This window comes from Streptomyces sp. NPDC039462 (assembly GCF_055639375.1).
In genome coordinates this window covers 365,708-386,682 of record NZ_JBVKAO010000002.1, presented here as the reverse complement: position 1 = coordinate 386,682, position 20,975 = coordinate 365,708, and the positions used below count along the sequence as shown (strand labels likewise).

The window sequence follows — 20,975 nt, the reverse complement described above, 5'->3', positions numbered from 1 at the left end:
ACAAATGGGCGCCTGTGCGCTCAGGCGTTGCGGTCGCTGACCAATGCATACGTCTGATCGGCGATCTCCAGTTCTTCGTCGGTGGGCACCACGGCGACGGCCACGCGCGCGTACTCCGGCGAAATGAGCCGGGCTTCGTCGGAACGTACGGAATTGAGTGCGCCGTCCACCGCGAGCCCCAGCTCCTCCAGGCCCGCCACCGCGGCCTCCCGCACCGGAGCGGCGTTCTCGCCGACACCGGCCGTGAACGCGATGGCGTCCACCCGGCCGAGTACCGCGTAATAGGCGCCGATGTACTTCTTCAGGCGGTGGATGTAGATCTCGAAAGCGAGTGCCGCCTCTTCGTCACCGGCGTCGATACGGCGCCTGATCTCCCGCATGTCGTTGTCGCCGCAGAGGCCGATCAGACCGCTCTTCTTGTTGAGCAGAATGTCGATCTCGTCGATGGACATTCCGCCGACCCGGGCGAGATGGAAGATCACTGCCGGATCCATGTCACCGGACCGGGTACCCATCACGAGCCCCTCCAGCGGCGTGAGCCCCATCGACGTGTCGACGCAACGGCCGCCCCGCACCGCGCTCGCCGACGCGCCGTTGCCGAGGTGCAGCACGATGACGTTCACGTCCTCGGGCGCCTTGCCGAGCAGCTTCGCGGTCGCCCGCGAGACGTACGCGTGGGAGGTGCCGTGGAAGCCGTAGCGCCGCACGCGGTGCTCGTCGGCCGTCGCCACGTCTATCGCGTAGCGCGCCGCGGACTCCGGCATCGTCGTGTGGAACGCCGTGTCGAAGACGGCGACCTGCGGCAGGTCGGGGCGGAGCGCCTGGGCGGTGCGGATGCCGGTGATGTTGGCCGGGTTGTGCAGCGGGGCCACCGGGACGAGGCGCTCGATCTCCTTGAGCACCGCGTCGTCGATCACCGTCGGCTGGGTGAACTTCAGGCCGCCGTGCACCACCCGGTGGCCGATCGCGGCCAGCTCGGGGGAGTCGAGGCCGAGCCCGTCGGCGGCCAGCTCGTCGGCGACGGCCCGCAGCGCCGCCTCGTGGTCCGCCATCGGCTCCTCGCGCTCACGGGACTCGGCGCCGCCGCCGGTCAGCGGGGTGTGCTTGAGCCGGCTGGTCTCCTCGCCGATCCGCTCTACCAGGCCGACGGCGAGACGTGAGCTGTCACGCATGTCGAGGAGCTGGTACTTCACCGACGACGAGCCGGAGTTGAGGACGAGTACGCGCGTGGCGGTCACTGATCGAGACACCTTCTGTGGGGGTTACTGGTTCGGCGGCTGGGCCTGGGACTGGATCGCCGTGATGGCGACGGTGTTGACGATGTCCTGGACGAGCGCGCCGCGGGACAGGTCGTTCACCGGCTTGCGCAGGCCCTGGAGGACCGGGCCGACGGCGATCGCGCCGGCCGAGCGCTGCACGGCCTTGTAGGTGTTGTTGCCGGTGTTCAGGTCGGGGAAGATCAGCACGCTGGCCTGGCCCGCGACGTCCGAGTCGGGCAGCTTGGTGGCCGCGACCGAGGGCTCCACGGCGGCGTCGTACTGGATCGGCCCCTCGATCTTCAGATCGGGGCGCTGGGCGCGCACCAGCTCGGTGGCCTCGCGCACCTTGTCGACGTCCGCGCCCGTGCCGGACGTGCCCGTCGAGTACGAGAGCATCGCGATCCGCGGCTCGACGCCGAACTGCTCGGCGGTGGTCGCCGACTGCACGGCGATGTCCGCGAGCTGCGGGGCGTTCGGGTCCGGGTTGACCGCGCAGTCGCCGTAGACGAGGACCTTGTCGGCGAGGCACATGAAGAAGACGGAGCTCACGATGGAGGCGTCCGGCTTGGTCTTGATGATCTCGAAGGCCGGGCGGATGGTGGCCGCCGTCGAGTGCACGGAGCCCGACACCATGCCGTCGGCGAGGCCCTCCTGGACCATCAGCGTGCCGAAGTAGTTCACGTCCGCCACCACGTCGTACGCCAGCTCGACGGTGACGCCCTTGTGGGCGCGCAGCTCGGCGTACTTCGCGGCGAAACGGTCCCGCAGCTCGGAGGTCTGCGGGTCGATGAGCTCGGAGTCCGCGAGGTCCACGCCGAGGTCGGCGGCCTTCTTGCGGATCTGCTCGACCGGGCCCAGCAGGGTCAGCTCGCAGACGCCGCGGCGCAGCAGCACGTCGGCGGCGCGCAGCACCCGCTCCTCGGTGCCCTCGGGCAGCACGACGCGCCGCAGGTCGGCGCGGGCCCGCTCCAGGAGCTTGTGCTCGAACATCATCGGCGTGACCCGGTCGCTGCTGGGGGCCGAGACGCGCTTGAGGAGGTCCGCGGTGTCGACGTACCGCTCGAAGAGGCCGAGCGCGGTCTCCGCCTTGCGGGGCGTCGCCGCGTTCAGCTTGCCCTCGAGCGCGAAGAGTTCCGCCGCGGTGGGGAAGGAGCCGCCGGAGACCGCGACGACCGGGGTGCCGGGGGCGAGGCGGTCGGCGAGGGTGAGGATCTCCGGGCCCGGCTGTTCGTTCAGGGTCAGCAGGACGCCCGCTATGGGCGGCGTACCGGCGCTGTGCGCGGCGAGCGAGCCCACCACGAGGTCGGCGCGGTCGCCGGGGGTGACCACCAGGCAGCCCGGCGTCAGGGCGTTCAGGAAGTTCGGCAGCATGGCGCCGCCGAAGACGAAGTCCAAGGCGTCGCGCGCGAGCCCCGAGTCGTCGCCGAGCAGCACGCGGCCGCCGAGGGCGTGGGTGATCTGCGCGACCGTCGGCGCGGAGAGAGCGGCCTCGTCCGGCAGGACGTAGCAGGGCACGGGGAGGCGGGTCTTCAGCCGCTCGTGGATCTCGTCCCGGTCGGCCGGGGCCACCCGGTTCGTGATCATGGCGAGGACGTCGCAGCCGAGCGAGTCGTACGCGCGATAGGCGTTCCGCGTCTCGGCGCGCACCGACTCGGCGGTCTGGTTCTTGCCGCCGACCACGGGGAGCACGGAGGCACCGAACTCGTTGGCGAGGCGGGCGTTCAGCGCGAGCTCGTCGGGCAGCTGGGTGGCGGCGAAGTCGGTCCCGAGCACGAGGACGACTTCATAGTCCCTCGCGACCCGGTGGAACCGGTCGACGAGCTGCGACACCAGTTCGTCGGTGCCCTGCTCGGCCTGGAGCGCGGACGCCTCGTGGTAGTCCATGCCGTACACGGTCGCGGCGTCCTGCGAGAGGCGGTAGCGGGCCCGCAGCAGGTCGAAGAGGCGGTCGGGGCCGTCGTGGACGAGCGGCCGGAAGACACCGACCCGGTCGACCTGGCGGGTGAGGAGCTCCATGACTCCCAGTTCGACGACCTGGCGACCGTCGCCCCGGTCGATCCCGGTCACGTACACGCTGCGCGTCACGCGTGCTCTTCCCTTCTTTCCTGCCTGCCGAGGTCTGTGGGGTACCCCGATCGAGCTGGACAAATTACCTGATATCGCGGCTGTGCCCTCTTGACAATACCTCTGCGGCTGGCTAGGCCGCCCGCCGGACGAAGCCCCGGCGCAACGGGTCACCAGCACCCCTGCCCCTGGATCGGACAGGCATCCGTCGGACAGGTGTGAGCGGCGACCCCCTTCCGGCCGTGGAACAATCGGACCGGCTCACAAGTACCAGTAGCGAGCAGGAGACACAGCGCGATGCGTATCGGAATTCTCACCGCGGGCGGCGACTGCCCCGGCCTCAACGCAGTGATCCGGTCGGTCGTACACCGCGCCGTGACCCACTACGGCGACGAGGTCATCGGCTTCGAGGACGGCTACGCGGGCCTGCTCGAGGGGCGCTACCGCGCTCTCGACCTGAACGCGGTCAGCGGCATCCTGGCCCGGGGCGGCACCATCCTCGGCTCCTCCCGCCTGGAGCGCGACCGCTTCCGCGCCGCCTGCCACAACGCCAAGGAACTCATCGAGAAGAGCGGCTTCGACGCGCTCATCCCGATCGGCGGCGAGGGCACCCTCACCGCGGCGGGCATGCTGGCCGACGCGGGCGTGCCGGTCGTCGGCGTCCCCAAGACCATCGACAACGACATCTCCTCCACGGACCGCACCTTCGGCTTCGACACGGCGGTCGGCGTGGCCACGGAGGCGATGGACCGCCTCAAGACCACCGCCGAGTCGCACCAGCGCGTGATGGTCGTCGAGGTCATGGGCCGCCACGCGGGCTGGATCGCGCTGGAGTCCGGCATGGCCGGCGGCGCGCACGGCATCTGCCTGCCCGAGCGCCCCTTCGACCCCGCCGACCTGGTCGCCCTGGTCGAGGAGCGCTTCTCGCGCGGCAAGAAGTTCGCGGTGATCTGCGTCGCCGAGGGCGCGCACCCGCAGGACGGCACCATGAACTACGGCAAGGGCGCGATCGACCAGTTCGGCCACGAGCGCTTCCAGGGCATCGGCACGGCGCTCGCGTACGAGCTGGAGGCCCGCCTCGGCAAGGAGGCCAAGCCGGTCATCCTCGGCCACGTCCAGCGCGGCGGCACCCCCACGGCGTACGACCGCGTCCTCGCGACCCGCTTCGGCTGGCACGCGGTGGAGGCGGTGCACCGCGGCGAGTACGGCAAGATGACCGCGCTGCGCGGTACGGACATCACGATGGTGCCGCTGGCGGAGGCGGTCACGGAGCTGAAGACGGTCCCGAAGGACCGAATGGACGAGGCGGAGTCGGTTTTCTAGTTTCTAGCGGTTCATTGGTGGGGCAGTGGCAGTGCCGGTCCGGGCGGTGGCGAGGCACGGCCGCCGCACCGGCCGCTGCCCCGGGCACCGGGTGATGCTCAGGTGGACCGGCCGCTGCCCCGGGCGAGTGCCCAGAAGTGCTCGAGTACTCGGTCGAGGAAGTCGCGCCCGGCTTCGCCCGACGCGTCCGAGCCGGCCCCGCCGCCCCAGCTCAGCGTCCGCGCCATGCGGGACTGGTAGTCCTCGTGCATCTGCCGCAGCACGTCCTCGACGTGCCGCTTGTCCAGCGGCAGCAGCTTGCTGACGGGCCGCACATACCCCTGCCACCGGGTGGTGACGGCGCTGCGCAGCAGCTCGGCGAGGGGCTCGGCCCGCCCGGTGACGGTGACGAAGTCGGGCACGGAGAGCTGGAGGATCCGGGCGAGGGCTTCGGACTGCCGTTCGTTCCCGCGCCAGGTGTCGGTCTCCTCCATGCGCAGATATGCCTGGATCTCCACGCCGGCCTGACGGGCGACGTCCTCAGGCGCGAGCCCGCGCGCGACGCGGTGCTCGCGCAGCGTCCGCGGGGCGCCCATGAGCTCCCCGGGGGAGCACCACAGGGTCGCGGCCAGCGCGGTGAGCTCGGCGGAAGTGGGCGAGGTGAGCCCGCGCTCCCACGCGGCGACGGTGTCGGCGGTGATGTACGTGAGTCCATAACTGGCCCGCAGCCCGTAGGCGACGTGCCCGTGGGCCATCCCCAGCGCCTCCCGCAGGCGCCGGGCGGCGGGGAAGTTGAAAGGGGGCGTGGGTTGGTGCGGCGGCTGGCTGGGTTGGCTCGGTTGCACGGGCACACGGTAGGCGCCACCGGGGGTGGCGACTACGGTGCGTTCCTACGAGGTTGCGGATTGGTGGGAAGGTACGGGCCTGCGGCCGGGCCCGGCGGTTCACTCTCGAGCGTCGGCGTCGGCGACCAGTTCGCGGAGGCGCTTGACCTCCGCCACGAGCCGGGGGACCGCCTCCCGGGCCATGGCGATGAACGCCGCGTTCTCGTCCCACCGACTGTCCGCGCAGTCCACGTAGCGTGGGCTCTGCACGAGTGTCGCCGCGATCATCCCGCCCTCGTTGAAGGCGGGCCATCGCTCCCCGCGCCCGGTGTCCTCCACCGTGCTGACCGCGACGAGGTTCATGGCGTGGTCGTCGTCCAGATTCCTGACGTACCAGGGGCCGGGTGTGGCCGCCGCGCACATCTCCATGATCTCTTCAAGGTCCATGTCGGTGCCGTTGTTCTCGCGCATGACGGTATTACTGTCTCCTGTTGTGCTGCGCCACCGCAGAGGACTCTGCCGCCCAACCTGGAGAGCCACAGGGCAAGGTCGAGGCGGCCGCGGACGAAGGGTGTCTCGACGGAGAGCTCCGCCGAGCGCATGTGCGGTTGTCCCGGGTAGGCGCCGAGGACGGTGACGCGGACGCTGTTGCCCTCTTCGTCGGCGAAGAGGATCAGGTCCACGGGGGAGGGAGAGGCGTCGCCGGTGGTGGTGCCCGTACTGGGTTCGGGGCCTCCCATGGTCGTCCTCTCCGGCTGAGGCCGTCCTAGCGGTTGATGGACTGGACCTCCTCGACGACTACGTCCTGCTCTGCGCCGAACTCGCCGTCGGGGAGTCGTCGTTCCTCGGTTACGCCGGTGCCCGTCCAGTGGATCTTCCATGTGACCGTGGCCTTCAGCGGGTACGAGCCGTCGCCCGAGGAGCGGAGGTACTTCACGCCGCAGGGCGGGGTCTCCTTCGCCTTGCCCTTGGCGTAGGGTGCGCCGATCTTGCCGTCGACGATCTCGCAGACGCCGGATGCGGGGTACCTCTCGGCGTCCGGTGTGCCTGGGTCGATCTTTAGGGAGACGGGTTCGGCGGTTGCCGTTGCGTGAATGTTGAGGACCGGTACCGAGGCCGTGACCGAGACGGGCTTGAACTCCGCCTTGTCCAGCCAGGCCCACGTAGGCAGGTTCACCTTCGTCGCGTCTTCAGGGGCCAGGGTGACCTCGGTGTCGGGGACTCGGATCTCTGCGTAGGCGAGGTGTGCGAGGAGCTCTGGGGTGACGGCCTCGGGTGTGTCCGCCGGGGGTGGGTCACCCTCGTCGACCCAGAAATACGGCTTGTCGCAGTCGAAAGCTCCCGGTGCGCTCTCCCGGCCTTCCGGAATGAAGCTGTCCCACCAGTAGCCCTTGCCGGCCTTCTCCTTGTTGAAGTCCTTGTAGGGCTTTCCGTTGACGTACCGGTTGCGTTGCGAGAGGTCCCACTCCGGTCCGGTGGAATCGACCGCCCAGATCGGCTCGAGCTTCTTCTTGAGCTGAGCGGGGGAGTAGGCGGGAGCGTAATAGCAGGCAGGAGGCGTCCAGTTGGTCGCCGGTGTGACGGGTCCCGCGTTGCCGCCCTTGCCGTTCTTCGAACGGTCGTAGACGATGCCGCCCGCGACGGTGGAGACCGTCTGCTGGTCGGTGTCCGCGTCCACCTGCGTCTCGGATGCGCCGCCTCCCGGGTCGATGTCGGCCCAGGCGGGTGAACTGCTCGCGGCAAGCACCACGCCGGCGCCCGCCAGCACGGCGGCGAAGGCGGGAACTCTTCTTATGGCTGGCACTGAGCCGCCCCCCTCGTGGAGAAGATCTGCGCGGTCTGCCATGTCCCCTCGGAGTTCTTGATCAGCTGTGTGTTGTACGCGACGTAGCTGTTCTTCGTCACCGGTGTCTTGTTGACCTTTTTGGTCGACTTCTTCTTGGTGTAGCCCTTGCCCTCATCGGCGCAGAAGACGAGTGTGGCCGTCTTCTTGTCCTTGATCGTCACCTGCCGGTTGTAGTAACGGATCTCTCCGGTGAGACCGAGGCCCGCGTCCTTGAACTTCGCGACCCATGTCGCCGAGGCTTCCAGGGCCTTTCCGGTGTTGTAGAAGCCGATGCCCTCGCTCTTGGGATCCGTCCCCGCGATGGCCGCGTTCACCGCGCGCATGCGTTCGGCGTTGTCTGCGAGCACGGCTTTCTTCACCGGGTCGCTGGTCTGCGGTGACTCGAAGGTCATGGTGAGGTCCGGCGGAAGCTTGATCTTTGGGCGGTCGGGGTTCTTCGCAGGAGATTCACTCGGCGGCGCCGAGGTCTCCTTGTCGCCCTGTTCCGCGCCCGCGATCTTGTCGTCGTTCGTGGGCTTGTCGTCGTCGCTGCCGCAGGCCGTCAAGAGCAGGGCTGCGGACGCGGTGAGCGCGGCCGTCGCGAGGCGGAGGGGGCGGGTCACTGTTCGGCTCCTGGCTGGTGGGGGGCATGGCGCGGGGTCAGCACGCTAGTGCGGTCCCGGGGGCGATACCAGGGAGATGTGTGGGTATGAATGGGGCGGGTGGGATGTATCGGGCCGAAGTCATGTCACAGTTCTGTGTCCGCCGGGGGCCAGTGAGAAGTTGCCGAGCAGGTGGTGGGTCAGCCCTTTACTGCTCCGCCCAGCGCGAAGCCCCCGCCCAGCTTCCGCGATACCAGGACGTACAAGAGGATCACCGGCGTCGAGTAGATGATCGAGAACGCGGCCAACTGGCCGTAGACCACCGTCCCCTTGTTGCCGAAGAAGTCGTTGATGCTGACCGATGCCGGCAGTTGTTCCGGGGTGAGCAGGAGCATGAAGGGGACGAAGAAGTTTCCCCACATCATGACGAAGGAGAAGACGGTCACCACGGCCACGCCGGGGCCCATCAGGGGGAGGACGATCCGGAGGAGGGACTGGAAGGACGAGGCGCCGTCCGTCCATGCCGCCTCCTCCAGCTCCTTCGGGACGCCGTCCATGAAGTTCTTCATCAGCCAGATGGCGAACGGGAGTTGGGACGCCGCGAAGAAGAAGATTGTGCCGTGCATCGTGTCGATCAGGTCGACCTGGACGAAGAGGGCGTAGACCGGAACCATGATCGCGGTGATCGGCAGGCACGTCGCGAAGAGGATCGTCAGCATGAAGGGGCGGTTGAGGCGCGACGTGTAGCGGGAGAGGGGGTAAGCCGCGAGGGCCGCGCAGACGACTGTGAGCAGGGTGCCGCCGCCGCAGAGCAGCAGGCTGTTGAGGAGCGGGGTGAAGGTGATCTCGGGGGTGAGGACCTGGTCGTAGTTGTCCAGGGTGAGGCTGTCGGGGAGCCGCACCCTCAGGTCCGCCTTCGGGTCGAAGGAGGACAGGACCACCCAGGCGAGGGGCAGTACGAACGCCGCCGCCACGACCAGCAGGCCCGCGTCGGCGGCGAGGCGGTGTTTCGCGCGGCGGGAACGAGGGCGGAGGGCAGGGAAGTTGACGGGCACTCAGGCCTCCGTACGCAGCAGGCGCATGTAGACGACGGAGAACAGGGAGCCGACCAGGAGGAGCAGCAGGGCCACGGCCGTGCCGTAGCCGATCATGCTCTTCTGGAAGGCCTGCTCGTACATGAAGAGCGGCAGTGTCTGGCTGTCGTTTCCCGGGCCGCCGCGCGTCATCACCCAGATCAAGCCGAAGACGGACAGTGTCTGCAGGGTGTTGAGCATGAGGTTCGTGCCGATCGAGCGGCGGATCATCGGCAGCGTGATGTGCCACATGCGGCGCCAGCCGCTCGCGCCGTCGACCTCCGCCGCCTCGGTGATCTCCTTGGGGATCTCGTTGAGTGCGGCGGAGTAGACGAGCATGGAGAAGGCCGTTCCCCGCCATACGTTCGCGAACGACACCGCCAGGATCGGGAGCGTGAACAGCCAGTTCTGGGAGGGGAGATGGAGGGCGTCGAGGACGGCGTTGAGGGTGCCCTCGCGGCGGAAGAAGGCGTAGAGGAGGAACCCCGCGACGACCTCCGGCAGCACCCAGGCCGTGACGACGATCGCGCCCGTGAGTGTGCGGACCGACTTGGACGCGCGCTGCATGAGAGCGGCGAGGGCCAGTCCGAGTGTGTTCTGGCCGATGATCGAGGAGAGGACCGTGAAGACGAGGGTGAGCCAGACCGCGTTCAGGAACCGCTCGTCGCCGAACGCCTCACGGAAGTTGTCCAGGCCCACGAAGCTCGACTCGGCCTGGCCGGTGAGCTGGAGGTCGGTGAAGGCGATGTACGCGCAGTAGCCGATCGGGCCCGCGAGGAACAGCGCGAGGAGGACGACGGCGGGGGAGACGGGCAGGGCCCTGAGCAGGCCCCGGCGGGCGCGGGCGCCTGCGCGGCGTGCGGGCGGGGGTGGGGCGCCCGGCCCCGGCCCCGGTCCCGGTGCCGTCTTGGCGCCGCCGCCGGGGCCCGCGGGGGGTGGGGAGGATGCGGAGGATGCGGTGGTCACGTACGGCACTCACTCTCTGGTGACGGCTGTGACGGCTGTGACGGCTGTGACGGCTGACGGCTGTGACGGTGGCGGGAGCGGTTGCGGCGGGAGTGGCGGGGGTGGCCGCGGTGACGGGTGCGGGCCTTCGCGTTACTTCTCGATGACCTCGCCGTCCGTCGCCGACTCGACCTCGTCGTCGTAACTGCTCGCCGCCTCCTCCACCGACGCGTCGCCCGTCGTCACCGACTCCATCGCCTCCTGGATCGCCGTGGAGACCTTCGGGTACGCGGGGTACGCGGGCCGGTAGTGCGTCGAGGAGACCAGGTCGGTGAAGAACTTGAGGCCGGGCTGCGCCTTCACGTACGACGGGTCGGCCGCGACGTCCTTGCGGACCGCGATGCCCGAGTTGGCGATGTACCACTTCTTGGCGTTGGCCTTCGTCTGCATCGTCTCGATGAACTTGAACGCCAGGTCGGGGTTGCTCGCCTTGGCCGGGATCGACCAGGTCCAGCCGCCGGACATGGACACCTTGCCGGGTGCCTGGCCGTGCTGTGTCGGCATGGCCGCGAGGCCCAGCTCCCGCGACCACTCGGGCCACTCGTGTCCCGCGCCCTCGCCCCAGTCCTGCGGCAGCCACGAACCGTCGAGGTTGATCGCCAGCTTGCCCTCGGGCAGCAGCTCACCGCGTACGCGGGTGGGGAAGTTGGGGTCGAGCGCGTCCGAGACGTCGGGGCCGAGCTTCTCCTTGTAGACGGTCTCCACGAACCGCAGGGAGTCCTTGAAGCCCTTGCTGCCCGTGACCCACTTCTTCGCCTTCGGGTCGTAGAGGGGGTCCTTGCCCGTGCCGTACGCGAGCATCTGGAAGCCCTGCATGGAGGACGCCTCACCGGCGGGCTTGCCGGTGTAGACGTTGAGGGGGGTGACGTCCGGGACCTTCTTCTTGATGGTCCTTGCCGCGTCGAGGACGTCGTCCCAGGTCTTCGGCCGCCAGTCCGCGGGCAGGCCGGCCTTCTTGAAGATCGCCTTGCTGAACCAGAGGCCGCGGGTGTCCGTCCCGTCCGGCACGCCGTACGTCTTGCCGTCGGCCGCCTTCGCCGCCGTCTTGGCCGTGCCGATGAACTGGTCCCAGTCCTTCCACTTGTTCAGGTAGGTGTCGAGCGGTTTCAGGTAGCCGCTGGTGATGTCCGAGTTGATGAGGAACGTGTCCTCGTAGACCAGGTCGGGCGCGGTCTTCGGGGAGCGCATCATCTGCTGGAGCTTGGTGTAGTACTCGGAGTCCGGCGCCTTGATCGGCACCAGCTTGACCTTCTTGCCGGGGTTCGCCTTCTCGAACTGCTTCTTGATCCCCTCCAGATAGGTGTCCATGACCCTGATCTGGTTGTCCGTGGACTGCTTGAAGGAGATCCTCACGGTGTCGGGATCGTCGCCCGAGCCGCCGCCGCACGCGGTGAGGGTGCCGGCGGCCAGCAGGGCGGTGGCGGTGAGGAGCAGCGGGGTGGTGGTGGGACGCACGGGCACGACCTCCTACAGCGCGGGGGTGCAGCGCGGGGCTGCCCGGTGAACGTACGGGCGCGCTCGGAACAAGGTCAATGCCCGTGCCACGGATGGGCGTTGACGCTTGTCATCAACGTGACAACGTTGTTATAGGACGTACGGTGTCGGGGGTGTCCCGAGGGGGGTGCCCCGAGGGGGGTGTCCGGAGGGGAGGGGCGTCGCTCCGGGTCATTCCGCCGCGGTGAGCCAGCGGTAGACCAGCTCCGGGCGGCCGACGTGACCGTACTGGGGGCTGCGGGCGGCGCGTGCCGTGTCGACCAGGTGTTCCAGGTAGCGGCGTGCGGTGATGCGGGAGAGGCCCGCCGACTGGGCGGCGGCGGTGGCGGTCAGGCCGTCGGGGGCGTCCCGCAGGGTGCGGATGACGCGTTCGAGGGTGGGGCCGCTGAGTCCCTTCGGCAGGGCGACGGGGCCCGGTGCGCGCAGGGTGGCGAGCGCGCGGTCCACCTCGTCCTGGCCGGTGGCCTCGCCCTCCGCGGCGGCGGTGCGGAACTCCGCGTACCGGGTGAGGCGGTCGCGGAGGGTGGCGAAGGTGAAGGGCTTCAGTACGTACTGGACGACGCCGAGGGAGACGCCCTCGCGGACGACCGCCAGGTCCCGGGCCGACGTCACCGCGATGACGTCCGTCGGGTGCCCGGCCGCGCGCAGCGAGCGGGCCAGCTGGAGGCCGTGGCCGTCGGGGAGGTGCAGGTCCAGGAGGATCAGGTCGACCTGGGTGCGGTCGAGTGTGCGGCGGGCTTCGGCGGCGGAGTGGGCGGGGCGGGCGATGGCCTCGAAACCCGGGACCCGGTTCACGTAGAGGACGTGGGCGTCGGCGGCGACGGGGTCGTCTTCGACGACGAGTACGCGGATCACTGGGTGCTCCTGTCTTCACTTCCGTCACCCGGGGCCGGGCCTCTCGCGTCCTCCTCGGCGCCTCCGCGCGGCGTGCCCGGCACGGGGGGGACCTGGTCGGCGCCTCCGCCCTGCGTGCCCGGCGCCGGGGGCTGGCCCACCGGGTCCTCCTCGGCGCCCCCGCCATGCGCACCCGGCACCGGGGGCTGTGCCCACCCGTTCCGCCCTGCGGAACGTTTGCCCACAGCGGGAGCGCCCCCGCCGTCCGCAGCGGGGGCACCTGCGGCCCGGCGGCCCACAGCAGGGGCGGCCCTGTGGCGCCCAGCAGGACCCGCAGGAACAGCCGGGCCCGAAGGAACAGCAGGACCAGCAGGAACAGCAGGAAAAGCCGGGCCCGCAGGAACAGCAGGACCAGCAGGAGAAGCCGGGCCCGCAGGAACAGCAGGACCGGCAGGGACAGCCGGGCCCGCAGAAGCGGCGGCGGCGGCAGCGGAGACGCCCCCCGCTCTCGGTGTCAAGGTCACCTCGAATTCCGCGCCCCCCTCCGGGGACTCCCTCACCGTCAGGGTGCCGCCGTTTTTTGTCACCGTCTGGTGGACCAGGGCCAGGCCGAGGCCGCGGCCCGTGGAGGCCTTTGTGGACCAGCCGCGTTCGAAGACCGCGTCGCGCTGCGCGGGGTCGACCCCGGGGCCCGTGTCGCGGACGCGGAGGAGGAGGCCCGCCTCGTCGGCCCGTGCCGTCACGGTGACGCGCGCGGCCGGCGAGCCCTGTGCCGCGTCGACCGCGTTGTCGATGAGGTTTCCGAGGACCGTGACGAGGTCGCGGGCGGGCAGGGCCGACGGGAGCATGCCGTCGTCGATGCTGCTGTCGTCCGAGACGACCAGCTCCACACCGTGCTCGTTGGCCTGCGCCGCCTTGCCGAGCAGCAGGGCCGCGAGGACGGGTTCGCTGACGGCGGCCACCACCTGGTCGGTGAGCGCCTGCGCCAGCTCCAGTTCGGCGGTGGCGAAGTCGACCGCCTCGTCGGCGCGGCCGAGTTCGATGAGGGACACCACCGTGTGGAGACGGTTCGCGGCCTCGTGGGCCTGCGAGCGCAGCGCCTGCGTGAAGCCGCGCTCGGAGTCCAACTCGCCGGTGAGCGCCTGGAGTTCGGTGTGGTCGCGCAGGGTGACCACCGTCCCGCGGCGCTCGCCGCCCGTCACGGGGGAGGTGTTGACGACCACGACGCGGTCGGCGGTCAGATGCAGTTCGTCGACCCGGGGCTCCGCCGCGAGGAGGGCACCCGTCAGCGGGGCGGGGAGCCCGAGTTCGGCGACGTTGCGGCCGATGACCGGGTCGTCCGCCACCCCGAGCAGCTCGCGGCCGCCGTCGTTGATGAGGGCGATGCGCCGCTGCCCGTCGAGCATCAGCAGCCCCTCGCGCACGGCGTGCAGCGCCGCCTCGTGGTAGTCGTGCATGCGGCTCAGCTCGGCGGCGTTCATGCCGTGGGTGCTCCGGCGCAGGCGGGCGTTGATGACGTACGTACCGATGCCGCCGAGCACGAGCGCCGCCGCCGCGACGCCGAGCAGCGCGAGCAGCTGGCCGCGCGCCTTCTCGGTGATCTCCTCGATGGTGATGCCGGCGCTGACCAGGCCGACGATGCGGCCGTCCCCGTTCTCGGGACCGCTCCAGATCGGCGTGACCACCCGCACCGAAGGGCCCAGCGTCCCCGTGTACGTCTCCGCGAACGTCCTGCCGCGCAGCGCGTCCGCCCGGTGGCCGAGGAAGCGTTCGCCGATGCGGCGCTCGTCGGGGTGCGTCCAGCGGATGCCGCGCGGGTCCATGATCGTGACGAAGTCGACGCCGGTGTCCCGCTGCACCCGTGCCGCGTACGGCTGGAGCTCCTTCGACGGGTCGCTGTCGCGTATGGCCTCCCGTACCGAAGGGGAGTCCGCGACCGCCCGTGCCGCCGCGGTCGCCTGGTGGCGCGCGCCCTCCTCGGCCTGGTGCTTGTCGCTCAGGTACGTGAAGAGCGCGCACCCGGCGACCACCACGGTGACCAGCACGATCTGCATCGCGAAGAGCTGGCCCGCCAGGCTGCGCGGCAGCCGGCGCGGGCGGGCCTGAGGGGTGCGGGACATGCTGCCAGTCTGCCTCCTCGTACAAGCGGTCGTATAAGTGCGAACTAAATGAACGCAAGGGTGACCGCCCTCACAGACCGGGAGATAGTCACCGGGATCGCCCGGGACGGCGAGCCGTTGCGCACATGCGGCCGGTGGAGTTCCCGGGACGGGAGCCGATCACCGGGACGTGAGCCGCACGCACCGCAGGCACCGCAACGCCGACGTCGTCGTTCAAGGAGGGCCCCGTGACCAGCACGGCCGACCCACAGGCGCAGCCCGCAGCCAAGCGGGACCGCACGCACTACCTCTACATCGCCGTCATCGGTGCCGTGCTGCTCGGCATCGCCGTCGGCTTCATCTGGCCGGACTTCGCCAAGGAACTGAAGCCCGTCGGCACCGGCTTCGTGAACCTGATCAAGATGATGATCTCGCCGATCATCTTCTGCACGATCGTCCTCGGCGTCGGTTCGGTGCGCAAGGCCGCCAAGGTCGGCAAGGTGGGCGGTCTCGCGCTCGCCTACTTCATGGCGATGTCCGTCGTCGCGCTCGCGATCGGTCTGCTCGTCGGCAACATCCTGCACCCGGGTTCGGGCATGGACATCACCGAGTCCGAGAAGGGCGCGGGCCACGACGCGGCCGACGAGGCCGACAAGGGGCTCGTCGACTTCGCGCTCGGCATCATCCCGAAGACGCTGGTCTCCGCCTTCACTCAGGGCGAGGTGCTCCAGACCCTGCTCGTCGCGCTGCTCGTGGGCTTCGCCCTCCAGGCCATGGGCCGCTCCGGCGAACCGGTGCTGCGCGGCATCGAGCACATCCAGCGGCTCGTCTTTCGGGTGCTCGGCATGATCATGTGGGCCGCGCCGATCGGTGCCTTCGGCGCCATGGCGGCCGTCATCGGCGAGACCGGCGCCGACGCGCTCAAGGCGCTCGCCACGATCATGATCGGGTTCTACGTCACCTGCGCGCTGTTCATCGTGATCGTGCTCGGCACGCTGATGCGGCTCGTGACCGGGGTCAACCTCTTCAAGCTGCTCAAGTACCTGGGCCGCGAGTTCCTGCTCATCCTCTCGACCTCGTCGTCCGAGTCCGCGCTGCCGCGGCTCATCGCGAAGATGGAGCACCTGGGGGTCAGCCGCCCGGTCGTCGGCATCACGGTCCCGACCGGCTACTCCTTCAACCTCGACGGCACCATGATCTACCTGACCATGGCCTCCCTCTTCATCGCCGACGCCATGGACCAGCCGCTCGGCATCGGCGAGCAGATCTCGCTGCTGCTCTTCATGATGATCGCGTCCAAGGGCGCGGCGGGCGTCTCCGGTTCGGGCATCGCGGTCCTCGCGAGCGGCCTCCAGTCGCACAAGCCCGCCCTTGTCGACGGCGTCGGCCTGATCATCGGCGTCGACCGCTTCATGAGCGAGGCCCGCGCCCTCACCAACTTCGCGGGCAACGCGGTCGCCACGCTGCTGATCGGCACCTGGACCAAGGAGGTCGACAAGGAGCGGGTCACGGCGGTACTGGCCGGACAACTCCCCTTCGACGAGCGTACGTTGGTGGACGACGGTCACGGCCCGTCCGCCGTCGGGGATACCCGCGACGCCGACGCGGAAGCGGTGCCGGAGCCGCGCGACGACGGCAAGCAGCCGGTGAAGGTGTAGTCACCGGCCGCGCGCCGCACGAAGGGGCCGCCGGGACGGGGCCACCGGGCGCCGCCCGCGACGTACGAGAGCTTCCTCCTCGTACGCCGCGGGCGGCGCTTTCGTGTGTCCGCTCACGTGGCCGACCGGCACCGGCCCTCGGGCAGTGCCGCGATGATCTCCCGGACCCGTGCCACCGGGACGCCCGCCGACATGAGGGCCGTCGACGCGGCGGCGCGGCCCGCGGCCTCGGGGGCGAGGAGGCCGTCGTTGACGGCTTCCATCAGGCCGAAGAGCTGCTGCTCGTGGACGTACGCGAGGGCGGCGGGCGGCAGGGGGGAGGTGAACGCGCCCTGGCCGAGGCCGAGTCGGAGGACGTTCACGCACTCCTCGCGGACCGGGGCGAGGCGCTGTCTGATGCCCTCCATCGCGACGCTGCGCTGGGCGAGGGCGACGAGCAGGCGGTAGCCGTCGGCGATCTCCCAGACGGCCACCATCGAGTGAGCGAGCGACTCGGCGGGGTCGTCCGAGCGGGCGCGCCCCGAGGCGTGGGCCGCGGCGACCGCCTCGACGGCGCCGTCGATGAGCGCGCCGATCAGCGCCTCGCGGCTGGGGAAGTGGCCGTACACGGTCCTGCGTACGACGCCTGCCGCGCGGGCGATCTGGTCCATGGACGCGTCCGGATCGCGCAGCAGCTCGGCGAGCGCCACCTCCAGGATGCGGCGGCGGTTGGCGTCGGCTCGGCTCATGGGCTCCATTGTGCACGCGCCCGTTTTGCACACCAGTGTGCAGTGGCGTAAGTTGCACAGTCGTGTGTAATTGCACAGTGCTGTGCAACCAGTAGTGCTGTGCAGACCGGTAGTGCTGTGCGAGGCCACCGGACAAGCGCGACGAGCACGGACTTATGAGGACAAGGAAGGGTGAGACTTCGGTGGCTCTGCTCATGAAGCAACCGGTCGACGAGATGAAAGGGCCGTACGCACGCCGCTGGTGGGCGCTGCTGGTGCTCTGCCTGAGCCTGCTGATCATCGTCATGGCGAACACGGCACTGACCGTCGCCGCCCCCGACATGACCAAGGACCTCGGGCTCTCCAGCTCCGACCTGCAGTGGGTCATCGACGGCTACACCGTTCCGTACGCCGCCCTGATGCTGCTGCTCGGCGCGATCGGCGACAAGTACAGTCGGCGCGGCGCGCTCGTCCTCGGCCTCGTCGTCTTCGGCGCCGGATCGGTCGCGGGCTCGCTCGTCGACAGCTCGGGCGGCGTCATCGCCGCCCGCGCGGTGATGGGCTTCGGCGCGGCGATGATCATGCCGGCCACGCTGTCGCTGCTCGCCGCGACGTTCCCGCGCGCGGAGCGGGCCAAGGCCATCGTGCTGTGGACCGCCACGGCGGGCCTCGCGATCGCGGCGGGGCCGCTGGTCGCCGGCGCGCTCCTGGAGGACCACGGCTGGGCCTCGACCTTCCTGATCAACGTGCCGGTGGCCGCCCTCGCCATCGTCGGCGCCTTCGTGCTCATCCCGCCGTCCAAGGCCGGGCACTCCAACCGGATCGACTACGTCGGCGGGCTGCTCTCCGTCATCTGGACCGGCGCGCTGATCTACATGATCATCCAGGGCCCGCACTTCGGCTGGGACATCAAGGCGGTCTCGGCGGCGGTCGTCGCGGGCATCGGCCTGCTCGCCTTCGTGGCCTGGGAGCTGCGCCACCCGCACCCGATCCTGAACGTCCGCCGCTTCCTCGACCGCCGCTTCGCGGGCTCGAACCTCGCGGTGGCGCTCTTCTTCCTCGCGGTCTTCGGCGCGTTCTACTACCTCACGCAGCACCTCCAGTTCGTCCTCGGCTACAACCCGCTGGAGACGGGCGTGCGCATGCTGCCGCTCGCCGGCGCGGTCTTCGTCGGCTCGGCGCTGACGGGCTATCTGACCCCGCGCATCGGCATGAAGATCACCGTGTCGGCGGGCATGGTCGCGGGCACGGCGGCGCTCGCGCTCCTGACGCGGGTGGACGCGTCCTCCTCGTACGGGGACTTCGTCGCCCCGCTGATCATCCTGGGCCTCGCCATCGGCCTCGCCCTGTCGCCCTGCACCGACGCGATCATGGGCGCGTTCCCCGAGTCCGAGCTGGGCGTCGGCGGCGCGGTCAACGACACGTCGCTGGAGCTCGGCGGCTCGCTCGGCATCGCCATCCTCGGCTCGGTGCTCGCCAGCTCGTACTCCTCGAAGCTGAGCGACGCGGCCGCCGCCTCCGGCGCGAAGCTGCCCGACGGCACGCTGGACACCGCGCAGGACTCGGTCGGCGCGGGCTACGCGGTCGCCCAGGGCATCGGCGACCAGGCCCGCGCGGTGGGCGAGAAGGCGGCCCACGCCGGCTCCCAGCAGCAGGCGGCCCAGCTGAAGGGCCAGGCCGAGCAGCTCGCCCAGGGTGCGGGCAAGATGGCGGACGCCGTCGGCTCCGCGTTCTCGGACGCGGTGGCCCACACGAGCCTGATCGGCGCGGTGATCCTCGGCGCGGGGACCGTGCTGGTCGCGGCGCTGCTGCCGCGCAAGGGCCGGGGCGAGGCCGCCCCCTCGGAGACGGCTTCGTCGGAGACGGCCTCGTCGGAGTCCGACGCGGAGAAGTCGTCGCGGGAGCGGCAGCCGCAGCGCTGACCCCTCTGGGCGCCATGAAGCCATGAAGGCCGGACCACTCCTCGGGAGTGGCCCGGCCTTTGTGCGTGCCGAAAATCAATCTTCGGAAAACCGTTGACACCACTCCAAGTGAAGTACTACGTTCTGACCACTTCAGTCGGAGTACAACGACCGACGTGGCCCGACCCCGCTTCCAAGGAGCCCGCATGCGAAAGCTCGTCTACTTCATCGCCGTCAGCATCGACGGCTTCATCGCGGGCCCCGACGGCTCCGACCCCACCGGCCCCGACGGCTTCTGGCCGGTCGGCCAGGACTACGTCCAGCACCTGGCCCAGGCGTATCCCGAGACCCTGCCGGCCCCGGCCAGGCAGGCCCTCGGCATCACCGCCGAGGGGGACCACTTCGACACGGTCCTCGAAGGCCGCAAGACGTACATGAACGGCGTCGACGCCGGACTCACCAACGCCTTCCCGCACCTGCGGCACCTCGTCTTCAGCCGCAGCCTCACCGAGAGCCCCGACCCCGGTGTCGAACTGGTCGCCACCGACCCCGTCGAGAAGGTGCGGGAGCTGAAGCGGGAGGACGGCAAGGACATCTGGCTGTGCGGCGGCGGTGAGCTCGCCGGGGCGCTGCGCGGCGAGATCGACCGGCTCGTCGTCAAGCTCGCCCCGCTGACGCTGGGTTCGGGCACGCCCCTCTTCGCGCGGACGACCGCGTTCGACCCGGTGCTGTACGAGCGGACGGACGCCGTGCTGCTCGACAGCGGCACGATCTTCCTGACCTACGACAAGGCTGCCGGGGACGCCGCGTAGAGGCCGGGCACGGGGGACTTCAGGGTGAGGTGCCCTCCGCCGCGAGGGGGAGCCGATCACCCCGTGCGCGTGATTCCCGTGCGTCCACCGCCGACCAGAGTGGACGCATGACGATCAGCGAGACGACCACCACGGCTCCCACACCTCCGGCACGGCCCGTACCGCTCTGGGCGGAACGCGTCGCGCGGCTGCTCCCCCTCCTCGCCCTGCCGGTGTGCCTGTGGCGGCTGCCCATCGGGTTCGACCACCTGATGGGCGCGGACGTCGACCCGATGTCGTGGTCCCGGTGGGCCAACGTGTCCTATGTGGTCACGCTCAGCCTGCTGTCCGAGGCGATCGCGCTGCTCTGCGGAGGTCTCGTGCGGCCGTGGGGCGAGGTGGTGCCGCGCTGGGTGCCCCGGCTGCGCGGCAGACGCATACCGCCGTACGCGGTGATCGTGCCCGCCACCCTCCTGGGGCTGCTCTTCACCGCGCTGCTGCTCGACTGGACGCTCTGCACCTTCCACCTCGCCGGGTTCTCCGACGTCCCGTACACCAGCGGGTGGTGGCGGCTCCTGGCCGCCGTGACCAGCGGCCTGATGGCGCTGTGGGGGCCGCTGATCCTCGCGCTGACGTACGGGTACTACCGGCGCCGGTGCGGAACGGCCGCCTCCATGTAGGCGTCCGCCGATGCCGTCAGCCGGTGGCCCTCGCCCGCCGCGGCGCGCAGGAGCACGTCGGTCAGTTCGCCGGGGGTGGAGAGCATCGGCCAGTGCCCGGTGGCCAGTTCGAAGAACGTGGCGCGCGGGTCGGCCAGGTGCTGGACGAGCGGCAGGCCCGACGCGACCAGGGATTCCAGCGCGGCGATGTCCATCGTGCCGCCCGTGGTGCAGAAGACGCCGGTCGTCGGCAGGGCGGCGACCGCATCCGAGATGCGCAGCTTCTGGGCGTACGGGCCGGCCGGCGCGGGCGAGGCGAGCCGCGCGAGCCGGTCGAGCGCGGCGTCGGGGACGCCCGCGAGGTTCCCGTGGGCCCGCCACTCGACGAGGGTGGGCGCCGGGATCCGCCAGCCGTCCTCGGCCTGCTCCTGCTGACGCAGGGTGCGGTCGCGGGCCGGCCCGTCCGGCATCTGCTCCCGCACCTGGTCGATCATGGAGTAGCCGTCCTGGGGCATCGGCGAGTCCAGGTACACGAGCCGGGAGATCCGGTCCCGGCGCCGGTCGGCGGCGCCCGCGGCCGGATAGATGCCGTAGCAGTAGCCGACGAGTACGACCTCGGGCGCGTCGACGTGGTCGATCAGCTGCGCCACGTCCTCGATGTGGGTGTCGAGGTCGATGTCCGGTCCCGCCAGGTGGCGGCGGTCACCGAGACCGGTGAGCGTCGCCGCGTGCGCCTCGGCCCCGGCCGCCCGCAGCCCCGCGGCCACGTCCCGCCACAGCCAGCCGCCCGTGTACCCGCCCGACACCAGCACGAACGCCGTCATGAGTCCTCCTCGTACACTGCGGTCCCCGCGGCCCGGCCGGTCGGCCCTCCGCGC

At 70.4% G+C, this 20,975-nt stretch carries 18 protein-coding genes and 1 pseudogene; 5 read left to right on the top strand and 14 right to left on the bottom strand.

Translation table 11 applies throughout. From position 1 onward, the window contains the following. Positions 1–20 precede the first annotated feature (20 nt). Positions 21–1,238 carry an acetate kinase gene (locus ACZ7LU_RS12425; protein ID WP_398301333.1) on the bottom strand — a complete coding sequence of 406 codons (1,218 nt, stop codon included), beginning with the start codon at positions 1,236–1,238 and terminating at the stop codon, positions 21–23. A 24-nt stretch (positions 1,239–1,262) separates the two neighbouring features. Then, positions 1,263–3,344 carry a phosphate acetyltransferase gene (gene pta, locus ACZ7LU_RS12420; protein WP_398301335.1) on the bottom strand — a complete coding sequence of 694 codons (2,082 nt, stop codon included), beginning with the start codon at positions 3,342–3,344 and terminating at the stop codon, positions 1,263–1,265. 276 nt (positions 3,345–3,620) lie between these two features. On the opposite strand from pta, the gene ACZ7LU_RS12415 reads away from it, so the two are divergent. Next, entirely contained in the window at positions 3,621–4,646 is a 1,026-nt protein-coding gene (locus ACZ7LU_RS12415) for a 6-phosphofructokinase (RefSeq protein ID WP_127912365.1), read from the top strand. Between the two features lie 98 nt (positions 4,647–4,744). Here the strand turns inward: ACZ7LU_RS12415 and ACZ7LU_RS12410 are convergent, their stop codons facing one another. The 10 genes and pseudogenes from ACZ7LU_RS12410 to ACZ7LU_RS12365 all read right to left on the bottom strand — a co-directional run. Further along, positions 4,745–5,476, bottom strand: coding sequence for a helix-turn-helix domain-containing protein (locus ACZ7LU_RS12410; RefSeq protein ID WP_471916674.1), 732 nt, complete (start codon positions 5,474–5,476; stop codon positions 4,745–4,747). A 93-nt stretch (positions 5,477–5,569) separates the two neighbouring features. Continuing rightward, on the bottom strand, positions 5,570–5,920 hold the full coding sequence (locus ACZ7LU_RS12405; RefSeq protein WP_471916673.1) for a hypothetical protein: 351 nt from the start codon (positions 5,918–5,920) through the stop codon (positions 5,570–5,572). Further along, the gene (locus ACZ7LU_RS12400) at positions 5,809–6,189 is read right to left on the bottom strand and encodes a DUF5959 family protein (protein WP_471916672.1); all 381 of its coding nucleotides are present in this window, start codon (positions 6,187–6,189) and stop codon (positions 5,809–5,811) included. Before ACZ7LU_RS12400 ends, ACZ7LU_RS12405 begins: the two co-directional genes overlap by 112 nt. Positions 6,190–6,215: 26 nt before the next feature. Beyond that, a complete protein-coding gene (locus tag ACZ7LU_RS12395) occupies positions 6,216–7,253 on the bottom strand; it encodes a hypothetical protein (RefSeq protein ID WP_471916671.1) in 1,038 nt (345 codons plus the stop codon). After that, a complete protein-coding gene (locus ACZ7LU_RS12390) occupies positions 7,241–7,897 on the bottom strand; it encodes a hypothetical protein (protein WP_471916670.1) in 657 nt (218 codons plus the stop codon). Before ACZ7LU_RS12390 ends, ACZ7LU_RS12395 begins: the two co-directional genes overlap by 13 nt. Before the next feature lie 179 nt (positions 7,898–8,076). Next, on the bottom strand, positions 8,077–8,931 hold the full coding sequence (locus tag ACZ7LU_RS12385; RefSeq protein WP_471916669.1) for a carbohydrate ABC transporter permease: 855 nt from the start codon (positions 8,929–8,931) through the stop codon (positions 8,077–8,079). Then, the gene (locus ACZ7LU_RS12380) at positions 8,932–9,915 is read right to left on the bottom strand and encodes a carbohydrate ABC transporter permease (protein ID WP_471916668.1); all 984 of its coding nucleotides are present in this window, start codon (positions 9,913–9,915) and stop codon (positions 8,932–8,934) included. A gap of 132 nt (positions 9,916–10,047) precedes the next feature. After that, entirely contained in the window at positions 10,048–11,415 is a 1,368-nt protein-coding gene (locus tag ACZ7LU_RS12375; protein ID WP_471916667.1) for an extracellular solute-binding protein, read from the bottom strand. Positions 11,416–11,619: 204 nt separating this feature from the next. Continuing rightward, entirely contained in the window at positions 11,620–12,303 is a 684-nt protein-coding gene (locus ACZ7LU_RS12370) for a response regulator (protein WP_398301351.1), read from the bottom strand. Between the two features lie 341 nt (positions 12,304–12,644). Beyond that, positions 12,645–14,336: pseudogene (locus ACZ7LU_RS12365) on the bottom strand (sensor histidine kinase); the annotation flags it as partial. A gap of 293 nt (positions 14,337–14,629) precedes the next feature. On the opposite strand from ACZ7LU_RS12365, the gene ACZ7LU_RS12360 reads away from it, so the two are divergent. After that, on the top strand, positions 14,630–16,039 hold the full coding sequence (locus ACZ7LU_RS12360; RefSeq protein ID WP_471916666.1) for a cation:dicarboxylate symporter family transporter: 1,410 nt from the start codon (positions 14,630–14,632) through the stop codon (positions 16,037–16,039). Between the two features lie 113 nt (positions 16,040–16,152). Here ACZ7LU_RS12360 and ACZ7LU_RS12355 read toward each other — a convergent pair whose 3' ends face one another. After that, positions 16,153–16,776: a TetR/AcrR family transcriptional regulator gene (locus tag ACZ7LU_RS12355; RefSeq protein WP_468089614.1), complete on the bottom strand. Its 624-nt coding sequence runs from the start codon at positions 16,774–16,776 to the stop codon at positions 16,153–16,155. 185 nt (positions 16,777–16,961) lie between these two features. On the opposite strand from ACZ7LU_RS12355, the gene ACZ7LU_RS12350 reads away from it, so the two are divergent. From ACZ7LU_RS12350 to ACZ7LU_RS12340, 3 genes are all read left to right on the top strand, one after another. Then, positions 16,962–18,668, top strand: coding sequence for an MFS transporter (locus ACZ7LU_RS12350; RefSeq protein ID WP_471917064.1), 1,707 nt, complete (start codon positions 16,962–16,964; stop codon positions 18,666–18,668). 185 nt (positions 18,669–18,853) lie between these two features. Continuing rightward, positions 18,854–19,459 carry a dihydrofolate reductase family protein gene (locus ACZ7LU_RS12345; RefSeq protein WP_471916665.1) on the top strand — a complete coding sequence of 202 codons (606 nt, stop codon included), beginning with the start codon at positions 18,854–18,856 and terminating at the stop codon, positions 19,457–19,459. Positions 19,460–19,566: 107 nt separating this feature from the next. Next, a complete protein-coding gene (locus ACZ7LU_RS12340) occupies positions 19,567–20,118 on the top strand; it encodes a hypothetical protein (protein ID WP_471916664.1) in 552 nt (183 codons plus the stop codon). On the opposite strand, the gene ACZ7LU_RS12335 is transcribed toward ACZ7LU_RS12340, so the two are convergent. Continuing rightward, a complete protein-coding gene (locus tag ACZ7LU_RS12335; protein WP_471916663.1) occupies positions 20,082–20,921 on the bottom strand; it encodes an alpha/beta fold hydrolase in 840 nt (279 codons plus the stop codon). The genes ACZ7LU_RS12340 and ACZ7LU_RS12335 overlap by 37 nt on opposite strands. Positions 20,922–20,975 lie beyond the last annotated feature (54 nt).

What these genes read in the sequence shown, in the direction of transcription:
- ACZ7LU_RS12415 (WP_127912365.1), top strand. Translation starts at nt 3,621, where the DNA reads ATGCGTATCGGAATTCTCACCGCGGGCGGCGACTGCCCCGGCCTCAAC.
- ACZ7LU_RS12405 (WP_471916673.1), bottom strand. Translation starts at nt 5,920, where the DNA reads ATGCGCGAGAACAACGGCACCGACATGGACCTTGAAGAGATCATGGAG.
- ACZ7LU_RS12400 (WP_471916672.1), bottom strand. Translation starts at nt 6,189, where the DNA reads ATGGGAGGCCCCGAACCCAGTACGGGCACCACCACCGGCGACGCCTCT.
- ACZ7LU_RS12355 (WP_468089614.1), bottom strand. Translation starts at nt 16,776, where the DNA reads ATGGAGCCCATGAGCCGAGCCGACGCCAACCGCCGCCGCATCCTGGAG.
- ACZ7LU_RS12350 (WP_471917064.1), top strand. Translation starts at nt 16,962, where the DNA reads ATGAAGCAACCGGTCGACGAGATGAAAGGGCCGTACGCACGCCGCTGG.
- ACZ7LU_RS12345 (WP_471916665.1), top strand. Translation starts at nt 18,854, where the DNA reads ATGCGAAAGCTCGTCTACTTCATCGCCGTCAGCATCGACGGCTTCATC.
- ACZ7LU_RS12340 (WP_471916664.1), top strand. Translation starts at nt 19,567, where the DNA reads ATGACGATCAGCGAGACGACCACCACGGCTCCCACACCTCCGGCACGG.
- ACZ7LU_RS12335 (WP_471916663.1), bottom strand. Translation starts at nt 20,921, where the DNA reads ATGACGGCGTTCGTGCTGGTGTCGGGCGGGTACACGGGCGGCTGGCTG.